Source organism: Halomonas sp. AOP27-A1-41, assembly GCF_052378605.1.
Lineage (GTDB): Bacteria > Pseudomonadota > Gammaproteobacteria > Pseudomonadales > Halomonadaceae > Vreelandella > Vreelandella citrativorans.
In genome coordinates this window covers 94223-112709 of record NZ_JBQSXT010000001.1, presented here as the reverse complement: position 1 = coordinate 112709, position 18487 = coordinate 94223, and the positions used below count along the sequence as shown (strand labels likewise).

Sequence of the window (18487 nt, the reverse complement as noted above, 5' to 3'; positions counted from 1 at the left end):
CACCGCATTACGTTTAAATACCGTTTAACTGACTTTGTTAATATCCTGCTTTTTTAAGCAAAACACTGCGACTTTGGTCTAAATTCCACTATTTTTTTACTCATTCCGAAACGACATAGGGTATGCAAGAAAGCGCATTCCTCGTTTAATGTCCCTCAAATAGCTGACCAGCTAACAACGTCTTTAGTAATTACACATGGTATTTTTTCATGCCCTACGTTCACGATACGCTGTCCCGTTTAAAGCTTAGCAGTCCCGCTCAGGTTGAATTTTATCAAGCGGCAGAAGAAGTATTAGAGTGCTTGCGTCCTCTGTTTGAGCGTCAGCCGCACTACCTACAGCACAGCATTATTGAACGTATGGTCGAACCAGAGCGCCAAATCATGTTCCGCGTTTGCTGGTTAGATGATGCTGGCCGCGTACAGGTCAACAAAGGCTATCGTATTCAGTTCAACTCAGCCCTTGGGCCCTACAAAGGCGGCTTACGCTTTCACCCAAGCGTTACGGCAGGCACCATCAAGTTTTTAGGATTTGAGCAAATTTTCAAAAACGCCTTAACCGGACTGCCTATCGGCGGCGGCAAAGGTGGCTCTGACTTCGACCCCAAGGGTAAGTCAGACAACGAAATAATGCGTTTTTGCCAAGCCTTCATGTCAGAGCTTTACCGCCACATCGGCCCTACCCGCGATGTACCGGCTGGCGACATTGGGGTTGGCGCGCGTGAAATCGGCTATATGTATGGGCAGTACAAACGCCTGACAGGTCGCTATGAAGGCGTATTAACCGGCAAAGGCCTTAATTGGGGCGGCTCGCTTGGCCGTAAAGAAGCCACCGGATACGGCGCTGTTTACTTCGCGCAAAACATGCTGGCGGCACGCGGCGAGACCCTGGAAGGCAAAACCTGCCTGGTATCTGGCGCGGGGAACGTGTCCATTTACACCATCGAAAAACTGTATGAGCTGGGCGCCACCCCCATCACCTGTAGCGACTCACGCGGCACAGTCCACGATCCAAAGGGTATCGACCTTGGGCTTCTTAAGCAGCTTAAAGAAGTTAAACGGGTATCGCTTGAAGAGTACCTAAGCGAGCACCCTGACGCGCACTACATTAGCGCACGGGATTATCCACAAGGTGGGCATGCAGTTTGGCACATTCAGGCAGACGCCGCTTTCCCCTGCGCCACCCAAAACGAGCTAACCGAGCTTGATGCCAAAACGCTTCTCGCCAATCAGATTACCTGCGTGAGCGAAGGCGCCAATATGCCTTCGACCACCGAGGCTGTTGACTGCTTCCTGGCCGCTAAAATTGCCTATGGCCCAGGTAAAGCCGCTAATGCCGGCGGCGTAGCGACAAGCCAGCTGGAGATGGCACAGAACAGCAGCATGGAGCAGTGGCCCATGGAAAAAGTTGACCAAAAACTCAAAGAGATAATGGCCAATATTTACCAGCAGTGCGCCACCACAGCGGAAGAGTTTGGCGACCCCACCAACCTGGTACTGGGCGCTAATATTGCCGGGTTCAGAAAGGTGGCGGATGCCATGATTGAGCAAGGAGTAATGTAATCGCCTTCCTCTGCTAGATCGCTTACACTGGTCATGGTGAACAGTCCTCCCTTTTCGGGGAGGACTGTTTTTATTGACAGCTATAAAATCGTTTATTTACTGTAAAATAAAAGTATCCGATTGATTTCATTGCTTTCCAAGGAGAGTGACCATGGGACAACGTCCTCCCATTATTATTAACCGTCTTGATGCAGAGCGCTTGCAGCGCTTGATTGATAACGCTACGGATAAAGAGCTTGCCGTGGCCACGCTGCTTGAGGAAGAGCTATCCCGCGGGGAAGTGATTGATCCCCAGGAAATCCCCGACAACGTGGTCAGCATGAACAGCCAAATCCGCTTCACCGACTTAACCCGTGGGCGCCAAATGGTGCGTACACTGGTTTACCCCCATGCACTCAGCACGGTTGAGGACGGCATTTCGGTAATGGCACCCATTGGCGCGGGCCTTATCGGTCTTAAAGTAGGCGATATTATTGATTGGCCTTTACCCAATAACTCCGAAGTCCGCCTACGTATCGACGCCATCTTGTGGCAGCCCGAACGCGAAAAGCAGCACCATCGTTAAACGCTCTTACCGCCTTTTGGCACCATCGCGGGCGCGTCCAAAGCCCTGCCGCGCACTACATTCACACCTTGTAATGTGGCGTAAGCGTTAGCGCACCCGCGAGAAAAATGCCCTCAAGATGACATACACCTCATAAGCCATTAACCTTACTTCGTAATATTTATAATATTTTAAAGGAAGACAGTAATGGCAATCTATCGGCGAGCCTACGTGCCCGGAGGCAGCTATTTCTTTACGGTCGTGACCCATTCACGCCAGCCGCTGCTCGCCGATCAACTCAATATTAATGCGCTTGGGAGAGCTTTTCGTCGAGTACGCGAGGAGCAACCTTTTGTGATGGAGGCATTTGTACTTCTCCCCGATCACCTCCACTGCCTTTGGACCCTCCCGGAAGATGATTCTGATTACTCTTCTCGTTGGAGAGATATCAAAAAGTATGCATCGAAAGATTTTCTCCTTCCCTCTGGAAACCCAAACGCTTGGCAACGAGGTTTTTGGGAGCACGTTATTCGGGACGAAAACGACTGGCAGCGGCATATCGATTACATTCACTACAACCCGGTGAAACACGGCTGGAGCAGAGCACCTCGCGATTGGGAGTGGTCAAGCTTCCATCAATACGTAAAAAAAGGATGGTACGAAAGTGATTGGGGTTCAGAACGCATTCCCGACGTTTCCACAATGGACTGGGAATAACAGCCTGTGAGTAGTATCTATTGCCGCACCCAACCCCGGCAGCGCGATGCGCTGCTTTGCGCCGGGCCGCCGCTGCGGGTGCGCTTCGCTTACACCGCACTACATGAACCATTTCGCATCTATATGCGCAGAATCGTAGCGCGCGGTAACGCGGGCGAGGAACGAGCCTGCGGCACCCGCGAAAGGCGGCGCCAGCCGCCCGGGTATGCCTCCTTGGCCTACCCCGGCAGCGCGGAGCGCTGCTTTTGCGGGTGCGCTTCGCTTACACCGCACTACGGTTACAGCACTCGGCATCGATATACGCAGAATTGTAGCGCGTGGTAACGCAGGCGAGGAACGAGCCTGCGGCACCCGCGAAAGGCGGCGCCAGCCGCCCGGATAACCGCACCTAACCCCGGCAGCGCGGTGCGCTGCTTTGCGGGTGCGCTTCGCTCACACCGCACTACGGTTGAAGCATGCGCAGAATCGTAGCGCGTGGTAACGCAGGCGAGGAACGAGCCTGCGGCACCCGCGAAAGGCGGCGCCAGCCGCCCGGGTGTGCCTCCTTGGTCTGGAGCCGCACTACCTCTGCATCATTTACGTGATGGTGGCGTTTTTCTCGCTAATGCCCCCAAACAACAAAATCCGGGTTGAGGGTTTCGTTGGGGTTGGCATAACAAAGCGGGGTGCCGTCCAGGGTCACTATCCGTCCACCCGCTTGTTCGACTACCGCTTGAGCGGCGGCGGTGTCCCATAGGCTGGTGGGGCCGAGGCGTGGATATACATCGGCACTGCCTTCGGCGATGATGCCAAATTTCAACGAACTGCCCATGGGCCTTGTCTCATGAGGGCCTAGCTGCTTTAACCAATCTTCCAAATAGGGGCTGGCATGGGAACGGCTCCCCATTACGCGCCACGGGGTACCTTCTTTTGGCCTACCGGAAACATGAATAGCGACTCGCTGCCCATGCTTATCAATCTTAAACGCCCCCACGCCGCTGGCTGCGATATACGCCACGTTGAATACCGGTGCCAGCACAACGCCCAATACAGGCTTGCCGTTCTCGATGAGAGCGATATTCACCGTGAACTCATCATTACGCTTTACAAACTCTTTCGTGCCATCCAACGGGTCCACCAGCCAATAGCGCCCGCTGGCATCCGGCCCGGTGAACGCCTCGCCCCCTTCTTCTGAAAGGACAGGGATCCCCTCTGGAAGCGCTTTCAACTTGTCTAAAATAACCTGGTTTGCCGCGTTATCGGCGGCGGTGACGGGGCTGTTATCCGATTTAATCGCTACGTCGAACGGTTGAGCGTAAACACGTAAAATAGCATCGCCCGCCTCACGAGCAATCACACATACCTCTGTTAACAAATCATTCATACTGCCCCCTTGTCTGCTACATTGTTTTAACCCGCAGCCTAAAACGTAAAAGCCGCCAAACGTGGCGGCTTACGATGCAAACATATTGGCGTGCTAACTTACAGACCGTAGCCCGCTTCACGGGCAAGCGTGTTATTCGCTTGCAGCCAGCCTTCAATATGGCCGCAATCGAAGGTGCGCCCTTGCATGCGGAACGCCTGGACCTGCTGGCCTTCCTGCATTAAGCGGTCAATGGCGTCAGTCAACTGAATTTCATTACCAGCGCCAGGCGGTTGGTCACGCAAAAGCTCCATAATCCGATACGGCAAAATGTACCGGCCAATGACCGACAACCGTGAAGGCGCGTCTTCGGGCTTGGGTTTCTCGACCACGCCGCGCATATCCGCACTTTCACCGGCGCTGGGCTCATCACAGTCAACAATACCATAACGATAAACGTCTTCCTGGGGCACGGCTTCCACCATAATTTGCCCGGCGTTGCTGGCGTCCCAAAGCTCCACCATACGGCCCAGATCACAGGTATTACTGCTTGGCTGAGGCTTTACCAACACATCCGGCAGAATAACCGCAAACGGCTCATCGTTACCCAGTAAATGCGCAGCACAAAAAACCGCATGCCCCAAGCCCTTGGCGTTTGCCTGACGCACGCTGGTAATTTTAAGCTCTGGCGGGGCAATGGCTTCAAGCGTTGCCAGCAATGCATCTTTTCCTTTGCTAGCCAGTGCATCCTCAAGCTCAACATGGGCATCAAAGTGATCTTCAATCGCCGATTTACCTGAACGTGTCACCAGGATAATTTCATTAATGCCAGCTGCCAATGCTTCCTCTATGACGTGCTGAATTAAGGGGCGATCCACAACAGGCACCATTTCCTTGGGAATTGCCTTGCTAATGGGCAACAACCGCGTACCAAAACCGGCGACGGGAATAATCGCTTTACGCACTTGGGTCATTACTTATTTCCTTGTTTCATTTCGTAACGGGCGCCACCTACTAGCGGGTAACGCGCTATAACATATCCGAAAGCAACGCCCTAGCACTTTCGATCAACTCATCCAGATGCTCAGGGCCTTTGAAGCTTTCAGCATATACCTTGTAGAGCGATTCCGTGCCGCTGGGGCGTGCAGCGAACCAGCCGTTTTCGGTGGTCACCTTAATACCTCCAATACTCGCCCCATTACCGGGTGCTGTCACCAGTACAGCGGTAATCGACTCTCCTGCCAGTGTTTGTGCAGTCACACTCTCACTGTTCAGCTTTTTGAAAGCCGCTTTTTCTTCAGGCGTGCAAGCAGTATCGACCCGTTTGTAGCAAGGCTCACCAAAGCGCTGAGTCAACTCGCGATAATAGGCACTAGGGGCTTTACCAGTGACAGCCAGAATCTCTGCCGCCAGCAAGCATAGCGCAATGCCATCCTTGTCGGTTGACCACGCCGCCCCATCGCGGGTTAGCAGGCTGGCGCCAGCACTTTCTTCGCCACCAAAGGCCAACCAGCCTTCATGTAGTCCATCGACAAACCACTTAAACCCAACCGGCACTTCATAAAGCTCGCGGTTATGAGACGCTACCACCCTATCGATCATGGAAGACGACACCAGCGTTTTACCAATTTTTAGCGACGCCGCCCACTCAGGCCGATGCCCCATCAGGTAGTCGATACATACGGCTAGAAAGTGGTTAGGGTTCATCAAGCCATTAGCATCCACAATGCCGTGACGGTCGGCATCCGGGTCGTTGCCGAAGGCGATATCGAAGCGGTCTTTCATCGTTAACAGATTCGCCATCGCCGCCGTGCTTGAACAATCCATACGGGTTTTACCGTCGTGGTCGGGCGGCATAAACGCAAAGGACTCATCAACCTCCATGTTGACCACTTCTAGCGCCAACTCATAGTGCTTTGAAATCGCCTGCCATACCGGCAACGCGGTCCCACCCATGGGGTCAGCGCCCAAGGTTAACCCCGCCCGCTGGATAGCCTGCATATCCACTACGCTATTAAGGTCAGCCACATAGTGAGCGGTAAAATCGTACTCTTGTGCATGAGCAAGCGCCTCGTCCACAGAGGCAAGCGGCACATCGCCCAGCTCACGCAGCAGATACGCGTTGGCGCGTAGCTCCATCCATGATGTCACTTCTGTATCAGCAGGGCCGCCGTGGGAAGGGTTGTATTTAATACCGCCATCTTCAGGCGGGTTATGTGACGGCGTAATAATCAAACCGTCGGCTAACGCCGTGTTGGATGCATTGTGTTGCAAAATGGCGTGGCTAACCAACGGCGTCGCGGTATAGCCGTGATCTTTTTCGATTAGCACCGGTACGTTATTGGCGGCCAATACACGCAGCGCGCACTCCCAGGCAGGCCGGGAAAGCGCGTGAGTATCGAAGCCTAAAAACAGCGGCCCTTGGTAGCCGACCTCCATACGATAATCCACCACGGCCTGGGTAATCGCCATAATATGGGCTGCGTTAAAAGTACGCTCAGTCGCGCGGCCTCGGTGGCCAGACGTGCCAAAGGCCACCCGCTCTTTGGCCACATTGGCATTCGGTACTTGTTCGTAAAACGCGTTAAAAATAGCTTCCATACGAATAGCTCCCTTTTTAAACTTAATTATTGTCTTGCCGAGTCTGCCAAAACATAACGGCCTGTTGCAGGTCGCCAATACGTTGAGCATCGATCGCCGCCTGTTGGGCCATGTCAGCGGCTGTTTGGGGATTATTTACTAACTGCTGTAAAGCAGCCTGCCACGCGGCAGGAGAATCCTCTACCAACAAGCCATTTTCACCGTGGCGAACGATCTCCGTATAGGGGTAGCGGTTTGAGTAAATACCCACCCCTCCCATCGCGGCAATATCTAAAAACTTGATAAAGGATTTGCCTTGGTTAAACGGGGTTTCCAACAGCGGCGCCACACCAATATGTAACCGACAGTTCGCCTGGTAGTGACGAAATGCCTGCCAAGGCAACGGATCGGGCGTTTGAACGCGCGGCAATCCGGCCAATTGGCTAGGCGTATGTTTACCCAGCATTAGTTCAAGTTGCGTGTCTAACCTGCCCTGCTGAATTGCCCATAATGCAGGCGTTATATGCAGCAGATCAGTAAGATGAGCCCGCGTACCGTGAAAACCAATCTTCCACGGTGCCTGCGCTGAAGGCGATAATGTAAAATGCTCACGGGTTGGTAATGGCGCAATCAGTGGCGGCGTTAATACCGAAACATTTCCATGCTGCGCATAAAAACGCTGAGCAAGCTTTTCGCTACAAGCAACCACTTCATCGCTTAGCATCAGCAAGCGGGGCTGAAGATGAGCAATCCGCCGCATACGCTGGCGGTATGCGGCAGGTAGCATTGGGTCGTTGGCAGCAGCAGCAATATCGTCATCAATCAAATAAGCGATATACCCAAAGGCGCTGCGATGGCGCTCTACCCAGCGTAACCAACCAGGCGGTAGCGAGCGACAAAGCAATAAATTGGCGCCCGCATATTGACGCAGAAACGCCCGGCCATGCACCAGAGCAGCACCTAATGAGCGGGAGGCGGTAACACGCTTCACCTTAGTGCCTTGGCGCTGAAGTGCAGGAGCTGCAGACTCCAGAAAATAGATATCTTCTGTTGGCTGTCCACCATCGCTTAGAACGACCCAGGAAGAGGGCTTTCCAGAAACATAATTAATGGCCATTACCTCTTCTTGCCAAGACCTACGAAATCCTCAAGACCTTTTACCTTAACGAGAAATCTTCGTGCGCTAACGTAAGGTTAGGATTATAGGCTGGGTCTTCATCTAGCAAACTGCCCCATTGCTTACGCATATAACGTGCTTCTTTTAATGCACGAGCCCGCTTTTTAGGTGTGTTATCTGCTCCACGAGAAATGGACTCGTGATGGTAAAGTTCAGCATATGGTGTCCAAAGGTTTCTCAGTCCAAGCCTATGAACCTTTAGACATAGATCCACATCATTATAAGCGACTGCTAAATCTGGTTCATTTAGGCCACCAACTTTCTCAAACACATCACGACGAAGTAATAAGCATGCCGCTGTTACTGCTGTTAAATTCTGAATAAGTTGCAATCGCCCAGTATAACCTTCTTCGTTATGCTGAAAAAAACGATGTGCATGCCCAGCAACGCCACCTATTCCTAACACAACCCCACCATGCTGGACGGTCCCATTGGGGTAGTAAAGCTTTGCTCCTACACAGCCTATTTCTGGCCGGGATGCTTGGCTAACCATCTCTGTCAACCATTCACCATCGATAGGTTCAACATCATTATTAATCAGACCGATGATGTCGCCACTTGAATGCTTAGCACCAAAGTTATTAACCGCAGAATAATTAAACTCGTGATTCCAACGAAGCACCTTCACCCGCGCATCACGCCGCTCTACTTCTTCCATATAAGCCAATGTGTTGGCACAACTGGACTGGTTATCCAGAATCAGTAATTCAAAGTGCCTATAGTCGGTCCGCTCCAAGATAGCATCCACGCACGGCTTAAGTATTTCGACACCATCACGGGTTGGCACCAACAAACTCACCAGAGGCTGCGGTGAGGGTACGGGCCACTTGACCCGCGCAGAATTAACCACACGCCCAGGAACCACCTGAGCAGAGCACTGCATTTCCTGGAGGCTAAGGCGCACTAGCGAAGCATAATCGTCAGCTGGCGACAACGTGAATGGGGACGCTCGATGGAACAGTATCCGGCTTATGCGCTTAACGTTCACAGCCTCGGTTTCAGCCCCCATCGCCAATGCATTAAGTGCCAGCTTAGCCTGCCAATTCCCCACAGCGGTAGAATTTGATAAGCCACCGGCAGGCATTAGTCCTGGTAGCTTATCGCCGCGAACCCATACTGCGCAGCCAATATACGGCTGAGAAAGGAGTAAATCCGGGTTCCATTGGGGTTTGAAAAGCGGCGAGTGACGCATTCCATCCGCGCCTACTTCATCTTCATCACTGTAAATTAATTCAGCGCCCGCACTGTCCGCCAACGAGTAAAGCGCATGGGCTGCAAGCCGGTCGCCAGGGCACAGGATAGACACCCACACCGTTGCAGAAAGTACCGTTTGCTGGGGCTCGTCTTGCAACACTGACAGCGTGATACGTGGATCTTGCGCAACACATGTTTCGATGTGCTGCCGAATGTCCGCCGAACACTCTTCTGCAGGCAACAAGACTGCTTTCCAATTACCCAACGATTGATCTTGAAGGCTTGAAAGCGTAGTAGCAAGAGCGTCCGTAGTATCAGCATCCGCGACAGGAATATAAAAATAGTACACACCTGCTGACTCAACGACGGCCTGACGCGCCTGAATGTCCGCCCTCATCTTCGCAGGATCAGGTGTCTCTTCAAACTGACGCACCCAAAGTCGATAGTTACGCCGCGAACATAAGCTGATATAGGTGGATTCATACTCGCGAATAGCCGTTCTACGCCATGATTCGCCTCGCTCACGAGCACGCTCACGGACAATGGCAGATGCAGCTTGCTGGGTAATATCGCGATAATCCTGATGGATATTGATTAAGCGCTGTAATAAACGATCACGCGCAAACGCGGGCGTTACCCATACAAGACGAAAATGCAGTATCGAAAAATGCCCCTTCGCATTCATTGGCCTGAAAGCGATACGCTTTACGCCCCAGGGCGCATACACCAGCCGCTTACTCAATTTGCCTACGCGTAGCGGCATATCGATATTGAAAGTGTGCTTGCCTGCTTCAAAGCGAAAGCTAGCCGCTACCGAGGTGACCGAGCGGTCTACCAGCAGCTCAATCATATACCAGCCGGGTAAATAGATATTGCGCTGAGTGATAAACTCCATCGACTCGTCTAACGCTTCCCAGCGATGGTGAAAGGCATCCCATACCACGTTATCTTTAGGCTCAAGCACTTGCTGAAATGACAGCTTGCCCAGCACCACTTGCATACTGGCTGTTATCGTCACGCGCTAAACCACCCTTCCGGAAGACAATCATTCCATTTAGCTAATCCCCAGTCCGCTAAGGCAGCTTGGTCAGCGGGCATACGTTGAGCAAACGCAGCGGTGTGTTCTTCCATGCTTACGCCTTCTGTTTTTTCAAGAATGGTATCGTGCAACGACCACGTTAATTGTGGCGCCCTCACCATGAAACGTGCGTTAGTCTGCACCAACACCGTTTGAGTTGAGACGGCTTGAACAAGCGATGCATCAATATTGCCAGCGCTATGCACAAAAACCACGCGCCGGAATATTCGTACTAAAAACGGAAACATCATATAGCTTGAAGAAGCTCCCATCACCAAGCAACACTGATCAAGAAACGCATCGCTATTTTCCCACACAATGACACGCCCAAAGTTGGGCAGGCCATTGTCGTAGCGTTTATGTTCCTGATGGTCAAATGAGCTTAAGCGCGGAGTTGCAGCCATGCGCACGGGATTTAACTTGCTCCCCAAATCTCCACGCACCCGCACAACTTTATACTGATCCTCAGCAAACCAACGCTTGGCATCTTCACGTGCCGCCAACCCTAATCTACTTACCGCCTCGCAGGCCACGTGCATAGCACCCTGCTGCGTCCAATGGGTATCCGTCATGTGGTAAGCGTCATCACCCATTTGTTTCAACAGCGCTTCAGGATACAGACAAAAATCATCCGGCAACGCTTCAACAACCTGGTCAACCGGCGTAACGGCTCCCATTGGGTAAGGGTGATAAGCGTGCATCACCCTCTCTTTGTTCGGTGCAACCACCATCAAAACGTTCGCGTTTACCTGACCAGAAAGCGTCGTGAGTTGCTCTGCATAGGTAACCCAATTATCGATAGCTTCTTGACGTAACGATATATAGCCAAGGTGCTGGTACAGGCTTGCGTTAGTATCCTGATCGAGAAACAGCCAGCCCTGTCGGCCAATCAGAGCACTGGCCTGAAGCTCCTGCGCTGAAGCATCAGGCATCAGCGTTAAACGCTCTAGCGGTATACGCTGCTCGCCTGCTTCAGTGGTTAGCACAGCAGATAACGTTACATTGCCGGCCCGAACCGGCAGCTCAACACGGAAATGAACAGTACCGCTTGTACTGTCGCCATCAGTAAATTCAAAGCGAGTAGCAGGAAACACGCATTCGACGCCCTCGTGCCAACGACAGGCAAGCTTCACATTGCTATTAACAGATGATAAACCGGCAGCACTCACGCTAGCCTGGAGCAGCACCCCTCGCTGGGTAAGCAGCACCCGCGATTGTTGGGGCCACGTTCGTTTCCAGCCAGTAATGGGAAGCTGCAGCGGTACAGCATGAGCGTGCACAAACGCATAACGTGCCCGCTTCCACCACGATAAGGAAGCCGCCAGTATTTCACGCCACCGAGATTGCCGAGGTGCATTAACAGGCACCGCAAAGGTGCTTGTGCTGGGTAGCGACAGTGCCTTTAGGTAGACATGGCTGTCCCATGCCTGGGCGGCATAACACTCGCGAGCATTCCGATCAAAACGGGCGAAGTAATCATCACCTTGCATGGCTGTGAATGTGTTACTAGTGCGCTGCAATACCTGGCCTCGCACAAACTCTTCCACTGACTTAACTGCATAATGGTTAATACGCGCCCCTTGCCAGCATACTCGACGACTGACACCAGGACGCCCTTCAACCCATTGTAACGGAGCCCCCTTACTATTAACGTAATGCCCCGTGTTTAACGTCGCATGGTGTTCATTATCAAAGTGCTGCACCCGCGAAGGCCTAACTATGCTTTTGTAGAGTCGATTGTAACGAAAGGTACGAGAAGAGCGTTGAGTGAAACGCTCAATCACCAAGCCATCACCACGAAAGCGCTCTCCAGAAGACCCAAAACAAGCAGAATTAAGCGCCAAAGCGCTCACCGCGGGATCGCTGAATATATCCCTAAGCCAAGTACGCAACTTGTCAGGGTGCACCATGCTATCAGTAGAGCATTTTGTACTGGTTTCTGAATTCTCCTGAGTACTCTCTTCCTCTAGCGGTAATAAAAACTCGTCCACATTAATGAAGGCAACGATATCTAGCATCGTAGGGCAAGCGGCTAACAGAGACTGGTAAGCAAAAGCCGTACTTGACGCATCGTCCACTTTTGATGGACGACGATGCACTAATGTCACTAAACCAAGGCGTGAAAGTTCGCATAAATACGCATAAGAGCCATCGCTACTACCTGCGTCTGCGATAATAAAATGCTCGACGCCGACAGCTAAATGGAAGGCAACCCACTCTTGCAATGCATCCAGTTCATTTTTAATGACTGCCGCGACACCTAATCGGGGCAACTCCTCCGGCGTTAAAATAGTTCCCAACCCCAACTCACTCCTCATCTACTACCATTCGTTTGATTGACTTCCGTGACAACAGTAGGAAATAGGCGGCTTAATGCGTGCGCCATTGCTGCTTGATGAGCTTTGGTACCAAATAAAGCATCAGCACGCTGGCGACCAGCACGCCCCATAGAGGCAAGCAACGCAGGGTTATTGGCCAATACTTCAATCCAGTGTGCTACCCGTTGCACATCCCCCAAGGGGGCTAAAAAACCCGTTTCTCCATGTACTACCAGTTCAGGTAGCGCGCCCCAATCGTAGGCCACGACTGGCCTTGCGGCCGCCATCGCTTCCAATACAGTACGGCCAAAAGACTCCTGGAAATGGGAGAGGTTCACCACAACATCGAGATTTGACAGCGCATCCTTTGGGTCTTGCACATACCCTTTGTGAAACACGCTGCCTTTGTTACCCGACGCCTTATCCACTTTACGCCGCTGATCGAGTAAAGCGTCTAAATCTGGCGTGTTTTCCCCGTACAAATAACACTCTGCCGCAACGTCTTTACGCACCAAGCTATCGGCAAGCGCGACAAAATCTTCCAACCCTTTTTTATGGATCAAGCTGCCCAGCAGCCCAATCCGAAGTGGCCGCTGTCTATCAGGTTGTAAGACTGGAACCGCCTGCCAACCAGACATATCTATCGTATTTGGCACAATAGCGACTGGCGCACCTGTATATTGAAACGCATTAGCCGTGCACTGAGAATTCACAACCAAAAGATCAGAATGGGTAACTGCATGAGCTACAACCCCCTGCGCCGAGCTGTTTAGTGCATGGCAAAGACCATGATCATACACAGGTAGCTCGCGGACGTGCGTCAACACAGGCAAGCCTAAGCGTCTGGCGACTACCGCTGGCGCCTGAAGTGTTAGCGTATTTACATACACAGCGTTTGCATGGCTCGCTTCAAGCAATGACTGAATTGACGCAAGTGTTACAGGATGGTCTGCTTCTCCTTCTCGCCACCAGCCATACGGCACGACATACACCGAACGGCTAACGTGGCGCAACGCATCCAGGTAGCTTGGGTTGCTAACATTTGGCACGACCACTACGGTGGCAACACCCAGCGATTTCAGAGTGGAAAGCACATCCAACAAGCTACGCTCGGCACCATATAACCGAGTGCCCACACTATGAGCAAATACCGCTAAACAAAGCTGACTGCGGCGGCTCATCAGTGTGTCGGTACCCGCGAAACGGGGTAATGGGCTTAACCCCCTCCAACGCCCCCACCACCAGTAATGTATAACGGCTTGGGAAGGCTTCCACGAAGGATGTCCGCAATAACGATAGCCATAACCACTGATGCTGATATGCGGCGAAAGCTCACGACCTTCTGCCAAGCCATATAACAAGCCATGGGCGAAAGCATTTCCCCCTTCCGCCGCCACATCAGGATTATTCTGTAAGTACCATTGCTTATTAAACAGACGGGCGACTGCCCAACATAAAAAAGGGTAGCGCCAGCTATGCAGTCGCCACCCCTTCATATGTTGTGCCCATCCCAAGCTTCTCACCACCCGCCACGCTCTCATAGCACCACTCGGCCACCACCCGCCAAGTAGGCTATTAGTTCTTCGGTTTGCAAGGTCGGCAATGGTTTACCTGCCAAATCACGCACACCTTCCTGTGTGGTTAGCTGCGGCACACTATCAGGCCAGCTAACCGAAGGAGCAAGCGATTGCACACGTATTTCACCGCAGTGTAATTTGATGCCGCCATGAGCAACCGCAATATCTTCCTCGTGGCAAAGTTCCCACATCTCATCCGCTAACCAGCGCGTATTAAAGTCATCAGGCTTGCTCCAAGGGCAAACCACAATGCGGTAGCCTGCTTGGCACAGTCGTAACAGCGTATTCAATAGCTGTAAAAGCTCTGGGTTACGCGCAGAGGCATCGACTACGACAGCAATGTCATAACGAATACAGGGGTGCGGGTAATTACCAAGCGGCGTGGGAAAAAGCCGCCGATGCCCTTGATTAGACATAACCGGCACCACTTGGCGCTTCCGCCACCATGCTGCCGCTTGATGATACAAATGCCGCAATCCACAGTGAATGGTGCGCACATGGGTTATTTTGCGCTGCGTCAACGAAGCTGCTTGCACTAACGAAAAAGCCAAAGGCACGTCAGTCGCCACTTTAAATAGTGCCTCTGCGCCATAGTACCTTTGTAACCGCTCAACAAACTCATTATCCGCTGCAACCGCGACCTCATCCCACAGCCCCAGCGTATCCAGCACTTCACGACGTACCATGACAGAAGCAGGGTTGGGTTCCAGCCAATCAGAACATAGATGCCATGGGCCTAACGGCTGCAAATGCTCATTTACGCGCACCCAAAAAGACTGGGTAGCCATCACCTCAGCATGGCGCATAAGTGTTAATACCTGGCGTTCAATTTTTTGCGGATGTGACCAGTCATCACTATCATGCACCGTTACAAAGGCCCCCTTAGAGGCCTTCACACCCGTATTTCTAGCACTGTAGGCCCCCTGATTTGTCTCATGCCGAATAAGCGTGAGACGGGGCTCTAGACGCGCACGTTTCTCGACTCGTTTAGCCGTGCCGTCGGTACTGGCATCATCGACTACAATAATTTCAAGGTTGGGCCAGCTCTGCGCTAATAACGATTTCAGCGCCACATTAATGGTGTTTGCAGCGTTATAGGCAGGCACCACCACCGATACCAACGGCACACGCCGACGCACCTTGGCTCTCACTCGGCGTGTCTTTAATCGCCCTAAGCCACTTTTTGACTCTAACGGCAGCAACGGCACCAGCTTACGGCGAGCAAACCACTGATTTAACGGGGCTAACCGTTGCTCCAAGGGTAGATTAATCGACGCTAGTTGCAACATCGCCTCATCCAAGCCATTGCCTGAGACGTGCTGTTTATCACGCAGCGCTTCAGGCTCAGCTTGCTTATCCAAGCGTACATAACATTTCAGCAGCGCCTGTGGTATCCACTGCTGGTACCGTTCAGCATCACCTTCCGCAAGCGTTTGTAAATGCGTCAACGCCTCTTCATAACGGGATTGACCATAATACCAGCCTGCCAAGTACCACAGCGCCGCCGATTGCCCCTGAGCAGCCAGCGCATGCAATTTAGGAATTGCCTCCCCCGCGTGGCCATGCCAAGCCTGGTGATGCAGCCAAACCGCTTGCCCTTGGAAGAGAGGAAAATCACTGATATGGCCTTCAAAGGAAGGCAAGCGCCCTTCATGAATGCCATAACGTAAGAAGTGCAGCAGCGGGTTCACTTTAGCCCGCCCGATATCCGCATAGCGAGAGGTGTACCACTGAGCATCAAACCGAGGGCTCGGGGTTAGCCCCTCACGCCACCCCAAGCGCAAGAAATGCAGTTCAGGCCTTACCCACAGCCACCGCTGCAAGGCTGGCATTTGCTGCTGATAATAGCGCCGCTCGAACACACCGTGCTGTGCTAACAAACCTATGTCGCTGCGCTCTTTGGCGCTGGTAAGCGGTAACAGCGCTTTCAAATAAGAAATAATGGCCACTATTAATCAACAGTTATCGGGTAAGTTGAACACATATTAAGCACACTAATGAACAGCATGGTTAGCGAGTTTTCAATATTCTAAAGCCCGAATAGCTGAGAGCGCGACTATGCGAGGTAACAGACACCTTAGCCACAGATGCCGCCTTCGGGCCAAAATGGAGTTTACCAAGCATACGCTCCACCTTAGCAAGGTCGCCTTTCAATACTGCCTGCACTGAGCCATCAGCGCGATTGCGCACCCATCCTTGGATATTCAGCGCTGCTGCCTCACGACGCAACCACTTACGATACCCCACCCCTTGCACTTTGCCTTCAATCGAAACAAGGCGCTGGCAAGGCTTAGGTAACGATGCTTGAATAGGTGCAATCGAAAACGTACCGGCCAACGCCTTCTGTTTTTCATAAGCGCGTCGCCAGATAGGTGTGGCTAAATCACGTGGTGCACCGCGCATAGGAAAATGGTGGCCACCAATCCCAGGGCCTGTATTTACCTCAATAATGTAGGCGGCCGGTGCAGACTTATCCGATGTATCTACCATCACATCGACGCCTGCCCAATCCAAACCAGGAATAGCTGCAACGGCCTCGATAGCCGCCTGTTTCGCTATTTCAGGAACGCTATCGGTGGCATCAAACGAGTCCGCTCCTAACGAAATATTTGCCTCGTGGCGAAGCACTACTTCCACTCCTTCAACCGGTATGCTTTCCCAGGTTAGTGACTGTTTAGCCAGATTCTGCTCCACCCACTCATCTTTGGGGATCAAGCTGGTCATTAAACGGGGGTTTAAGGCGCGAAGTTCGTTCTTCTCATCCACCAATTCACTTACTGATAACGTACCATCACCCACCACATGGGCAGATTTTTTACCCAAAACAGAAAGCACTTGACCGCCCAGTACAAAAAAACGGTATTCGATACCAGAAACCTGTTCTTCTACCAATACGCCAATGGAGGATTTCGCCTTGTGATAAGCATCGACAATCTCGGACTTATCACTCAATCCTAAACTAACACCGCGACCTCGAGTGCCCTTGATCGGCTTAACCACGACAGGCTTGGCAAGCTTAGTAGCAAAATTAGCGGCACCTTGAGCAGAGTGCACTACTTTATAGCGCGGTTTAGAAACATTGCCCCTATCTAAAAAACGGTGAGTAAACAATTTATGGGTAGCAATTTTGGCACCAACAGCAGCTTCGTTAGAGCGCACGTCCCAAAAAAACACCTGCACGCCGTTGAGCGAAGCTAAAAACATAGCCCGGCTAAACCACGTCACCTCAGCACCTTCACTTTCCGCTACCCGGGCAATTAACCAAGGCCCCAGTAAATGTGTTTCATGGACACTACGAGCGAGATTACTTAGCTCATCGGTATAACTGTTCAGGGATTCATCGCCCGTATAACTAGGCAATACTACAGAATTCTTCATTATCAAGCTCTTAAAGGCATGGCTTGTAGGCTATTTATCAGCGGCCGCGTTGTCCAGCTCAAACATCGCCCCAAGGTAAAGATCGGCCTGTTCACCAAAGGCATGGTAAGTACCAGGCACCGGCGTAAGTTCACCCAGCACCGGTCCTTGGCGGGCTTCATATAAATCTACTCGGCAAAAAGGGGTAGGTAACGCCGCCGACACCCGCTCTGCAACGTACAATAGTGCATCAGGGTCGCGCGGGGGTAGCAGCGCTGGGTCAATTGCATCAGCATACTTACCTGTTTCAACAGGGTGCCAATCACGGTCATACCAACGATAATACTGCCCTTCGGGCTGACGAGCTACTTGTAGGATTAAGCCCACACGACCACGAAACGCATAAAACTTAAAATCATCCACCGGGCGAAGCAATCCAGAAGGCGGCAACAATAGCTCTTCCAACTGCCAGTGGTTGGGGAACTGATGCTCGCGCATTTCCTGATAAAGCCGTTCAAGGATATCTACCAAGCGCAAACGGCAGCGCAACTGCAGGCATTCAAAGGTAATCTCATCCACCCGCTTAAGTGAGAGCACCCCTCGGGAGCTATGAGCTTCTTTTGGTTTAATAACACACGCATCAACGCCTTGTAGCACATCCCGAAGATGCTGCAAAGAAAAGTCATCTTTCAGGATCTGCGCGGTGGGCACACCTAACACCCCCATCTGGCTAGCCACCCAGCCACGGTTTCCCGCCAGTTCTGCAAAACTGGTAACTCTTGGCTGTTGTTCTTCACGCTGGTAGCGACGTACTAGCGCATCTACGGCGGAACGAAAGGAAGGGGGCGCGGGCAAAGTACCTTTACGAGCAGGGTGGGAAGCTTGTATCCAAGCCAATTGTTCTGGCTTCAGAAGAAAATCACAAAAAGAAGGAATAACAAGCTCACTCATCGAAAAAGCCGTGGCAAATAGATACAAGAAGGGGGAAAAGGGCCGATATTAAACCACTAAATAATCGAGAAAAATACAGCCCTAAATATT

The 18487-nt window shown here is 52.0% G+C and carries 13 protein-coding genes; 3 read left to right on the top strand and 10 right to left on the bottom strand.

The features are described 5' to 3' along the window. Positions 1–209: 209 nt before the first annotated feature. The 3 genes from gdhA to ACT3TC_RS00430 all read left to right on the top strand — a co-directional run bounded on the left by gdhA (position 210) and on the right by ACT3TC_RS00430 (position 2823). Positions 210–1562: an NADP-specific glutamate dehydrogenase gene (gdhA, locus tag ACT3TC_RS00440; protein ID WP_444621966.1), complete on the top strand. Its 1353-nt coding sequence runs from the start codon at positions 210–212 to the stop codon at positions 1560–1562. Positions 1563–1713: 151 nt separating this feature from the next. After that, positions 1714–2127, top strand: a complete 414-nt coding sequence (rnk, locus tag ACT3TC_RS00435) for a nucleoside diphosphate kinase regulator (protein ID WP_444638713.1) — start codon at positions 1714–1716, stop codon at positions 2125–2127. A gap of 186 nt (positions 2128–2313) precedes the next feature. Further along, on the top strand, positions 2314–2823 hold the full coding sequence (locus ACT3TC_RS00430; protein WP_444638711.1) for an REP-associated tyrosine transposase: 510 nt from the start codon (positions 2314–2316) through the stop codon (positions 2821–2823). A gap of 601 nt (positions 2824–3424) precedes the next feature. Here the strand turns inward: ACT3TC_RS00430 and cysQ are convergent. The 10 genes from cysQ to ACT3TC_RS00380 all read right to left on the bottom strand — a co-directional run bounded on the left by cysQ (position 3425) and on the right by ACT3TC_RS00380 (position 18397). Further along, complete coding sequence (gene cysQ, locus ACT3TC_RS00425) at positions 3425–4186, bottom strand: 3'(2'),5'-bisphosphate nucleotidase CysQ (RefSeq protein ID WP_444638709.1); 762 nt, start codon at positions 4184–4186, stop codon at positions 3425–3427. Between the two features lie 98 nt (positions 4187–4284). Next, entirely contained in the window at positions 4285–5139 is an 855-nt protein-coding gene (locus tag ACT3TC_RS00420) for a UTP--glucose-1-phosphate uridylyltransferase (RefSeq protein WP_444638708.1), read from the bottom strand. Between the two features lie 55 nt (positions 5140–5194). Then, positions 5195–6766, bottom strand: coding sequence for a phosphoglucomutase (alpha-D-glucose-1,6-bisphosphate-dependent) (gene pgm, locus ACT3TC_RS00415; protein WP_444638706.1), 1572 nt, complete (start codon positions 6764–6766; stop codon positions 5195–5197). Positions 6767–6788: 22 nt separating this feature from the next. Continuing rightward, positions 6789–7862 carry a glycosyltransferase family 1 protein gene (locus ACT3TC_RS00410; RefSeq protein WP_444638704.1) on the bottom strand — a complete coding sequence of 358 codons (1074 nt, stop codon included), beginning with the start codon at positions 7860–7862 and terminating at the stop codon, positions 6789–6791. A 40-nt stretch (positions 7863–7902) separates the two neighbouring features. Further along, entirely contained in the window at positions 7903–10134 is a 2232-nt protein-coding gene (locus tag ACT3TC_RS00405) for a glycosyltransferase family 2 protein (RefSeq protein ID WP_444638702.1), read from the bottom strand. Then, a complete protein-coding gene (locus tag ACT3TC_RS00400) occupies positions 10131–12494 on the bottom strand; it encodes a glycosyltransferase family 2 protein (RefSeq protein WP_444638700.1) in 2364 nt (787 codons plus the stop codon). The genes ACT3TC_RS00405 and ACT3TC_RS00400 overlap by 4 nt, the downstream gene beginning before the upstream one ends. Positions 12495–12508: 14 nt before the next feature. Continuing rightward, positions 12509–14008, bottom strand: coding sequence for a glycosyltransferase family 4 protein (locus ACT3TC_RS00395; protein ID WP_444638699.1), 1500 nt, complete (start codon positions 14006–14008; stop codon positions 12509–12511). Between the two features lie 41 nt (positions 14009–14049). Beyond that, on the bottom strand, positions 14050–16038 hold the full coding sequence (locus ACT3TC_RS00390; RefSeq protein WP_444638697.1) for a glycosyltransferase family 2 protein: 1989 nt from the start codon (positions 16036–16038) through the stop codon (positions 14050–14052). 61 nt (positions 16039–16099) lie between these two features. Then, positions 16100–17467 carry an acylphosphatase gene (locus ACT3TC_RS00385; RefSeq protein WP_444638950.1) on the bottom strand — a complete coding sequence of 456 codons (1368 nt, stop codon included), beginning with the start codon at positions 17465–17467 and terminating at the stop codon, positions 16100–16102. A gap of 30 nt (positions 17468–17497) precedes the next feature. Further along, entirely contained in the window at positions 17498–18397 is a 900-nt protein-coding gene (locus ACT3TC_RS00380; RefSeq protein ID WP_444638695.1) for an ATP-grasp fold amidoligase family protein, read from the bottom strand. Positions 18398–18487 lie beyond the last annotated feature (90 nt).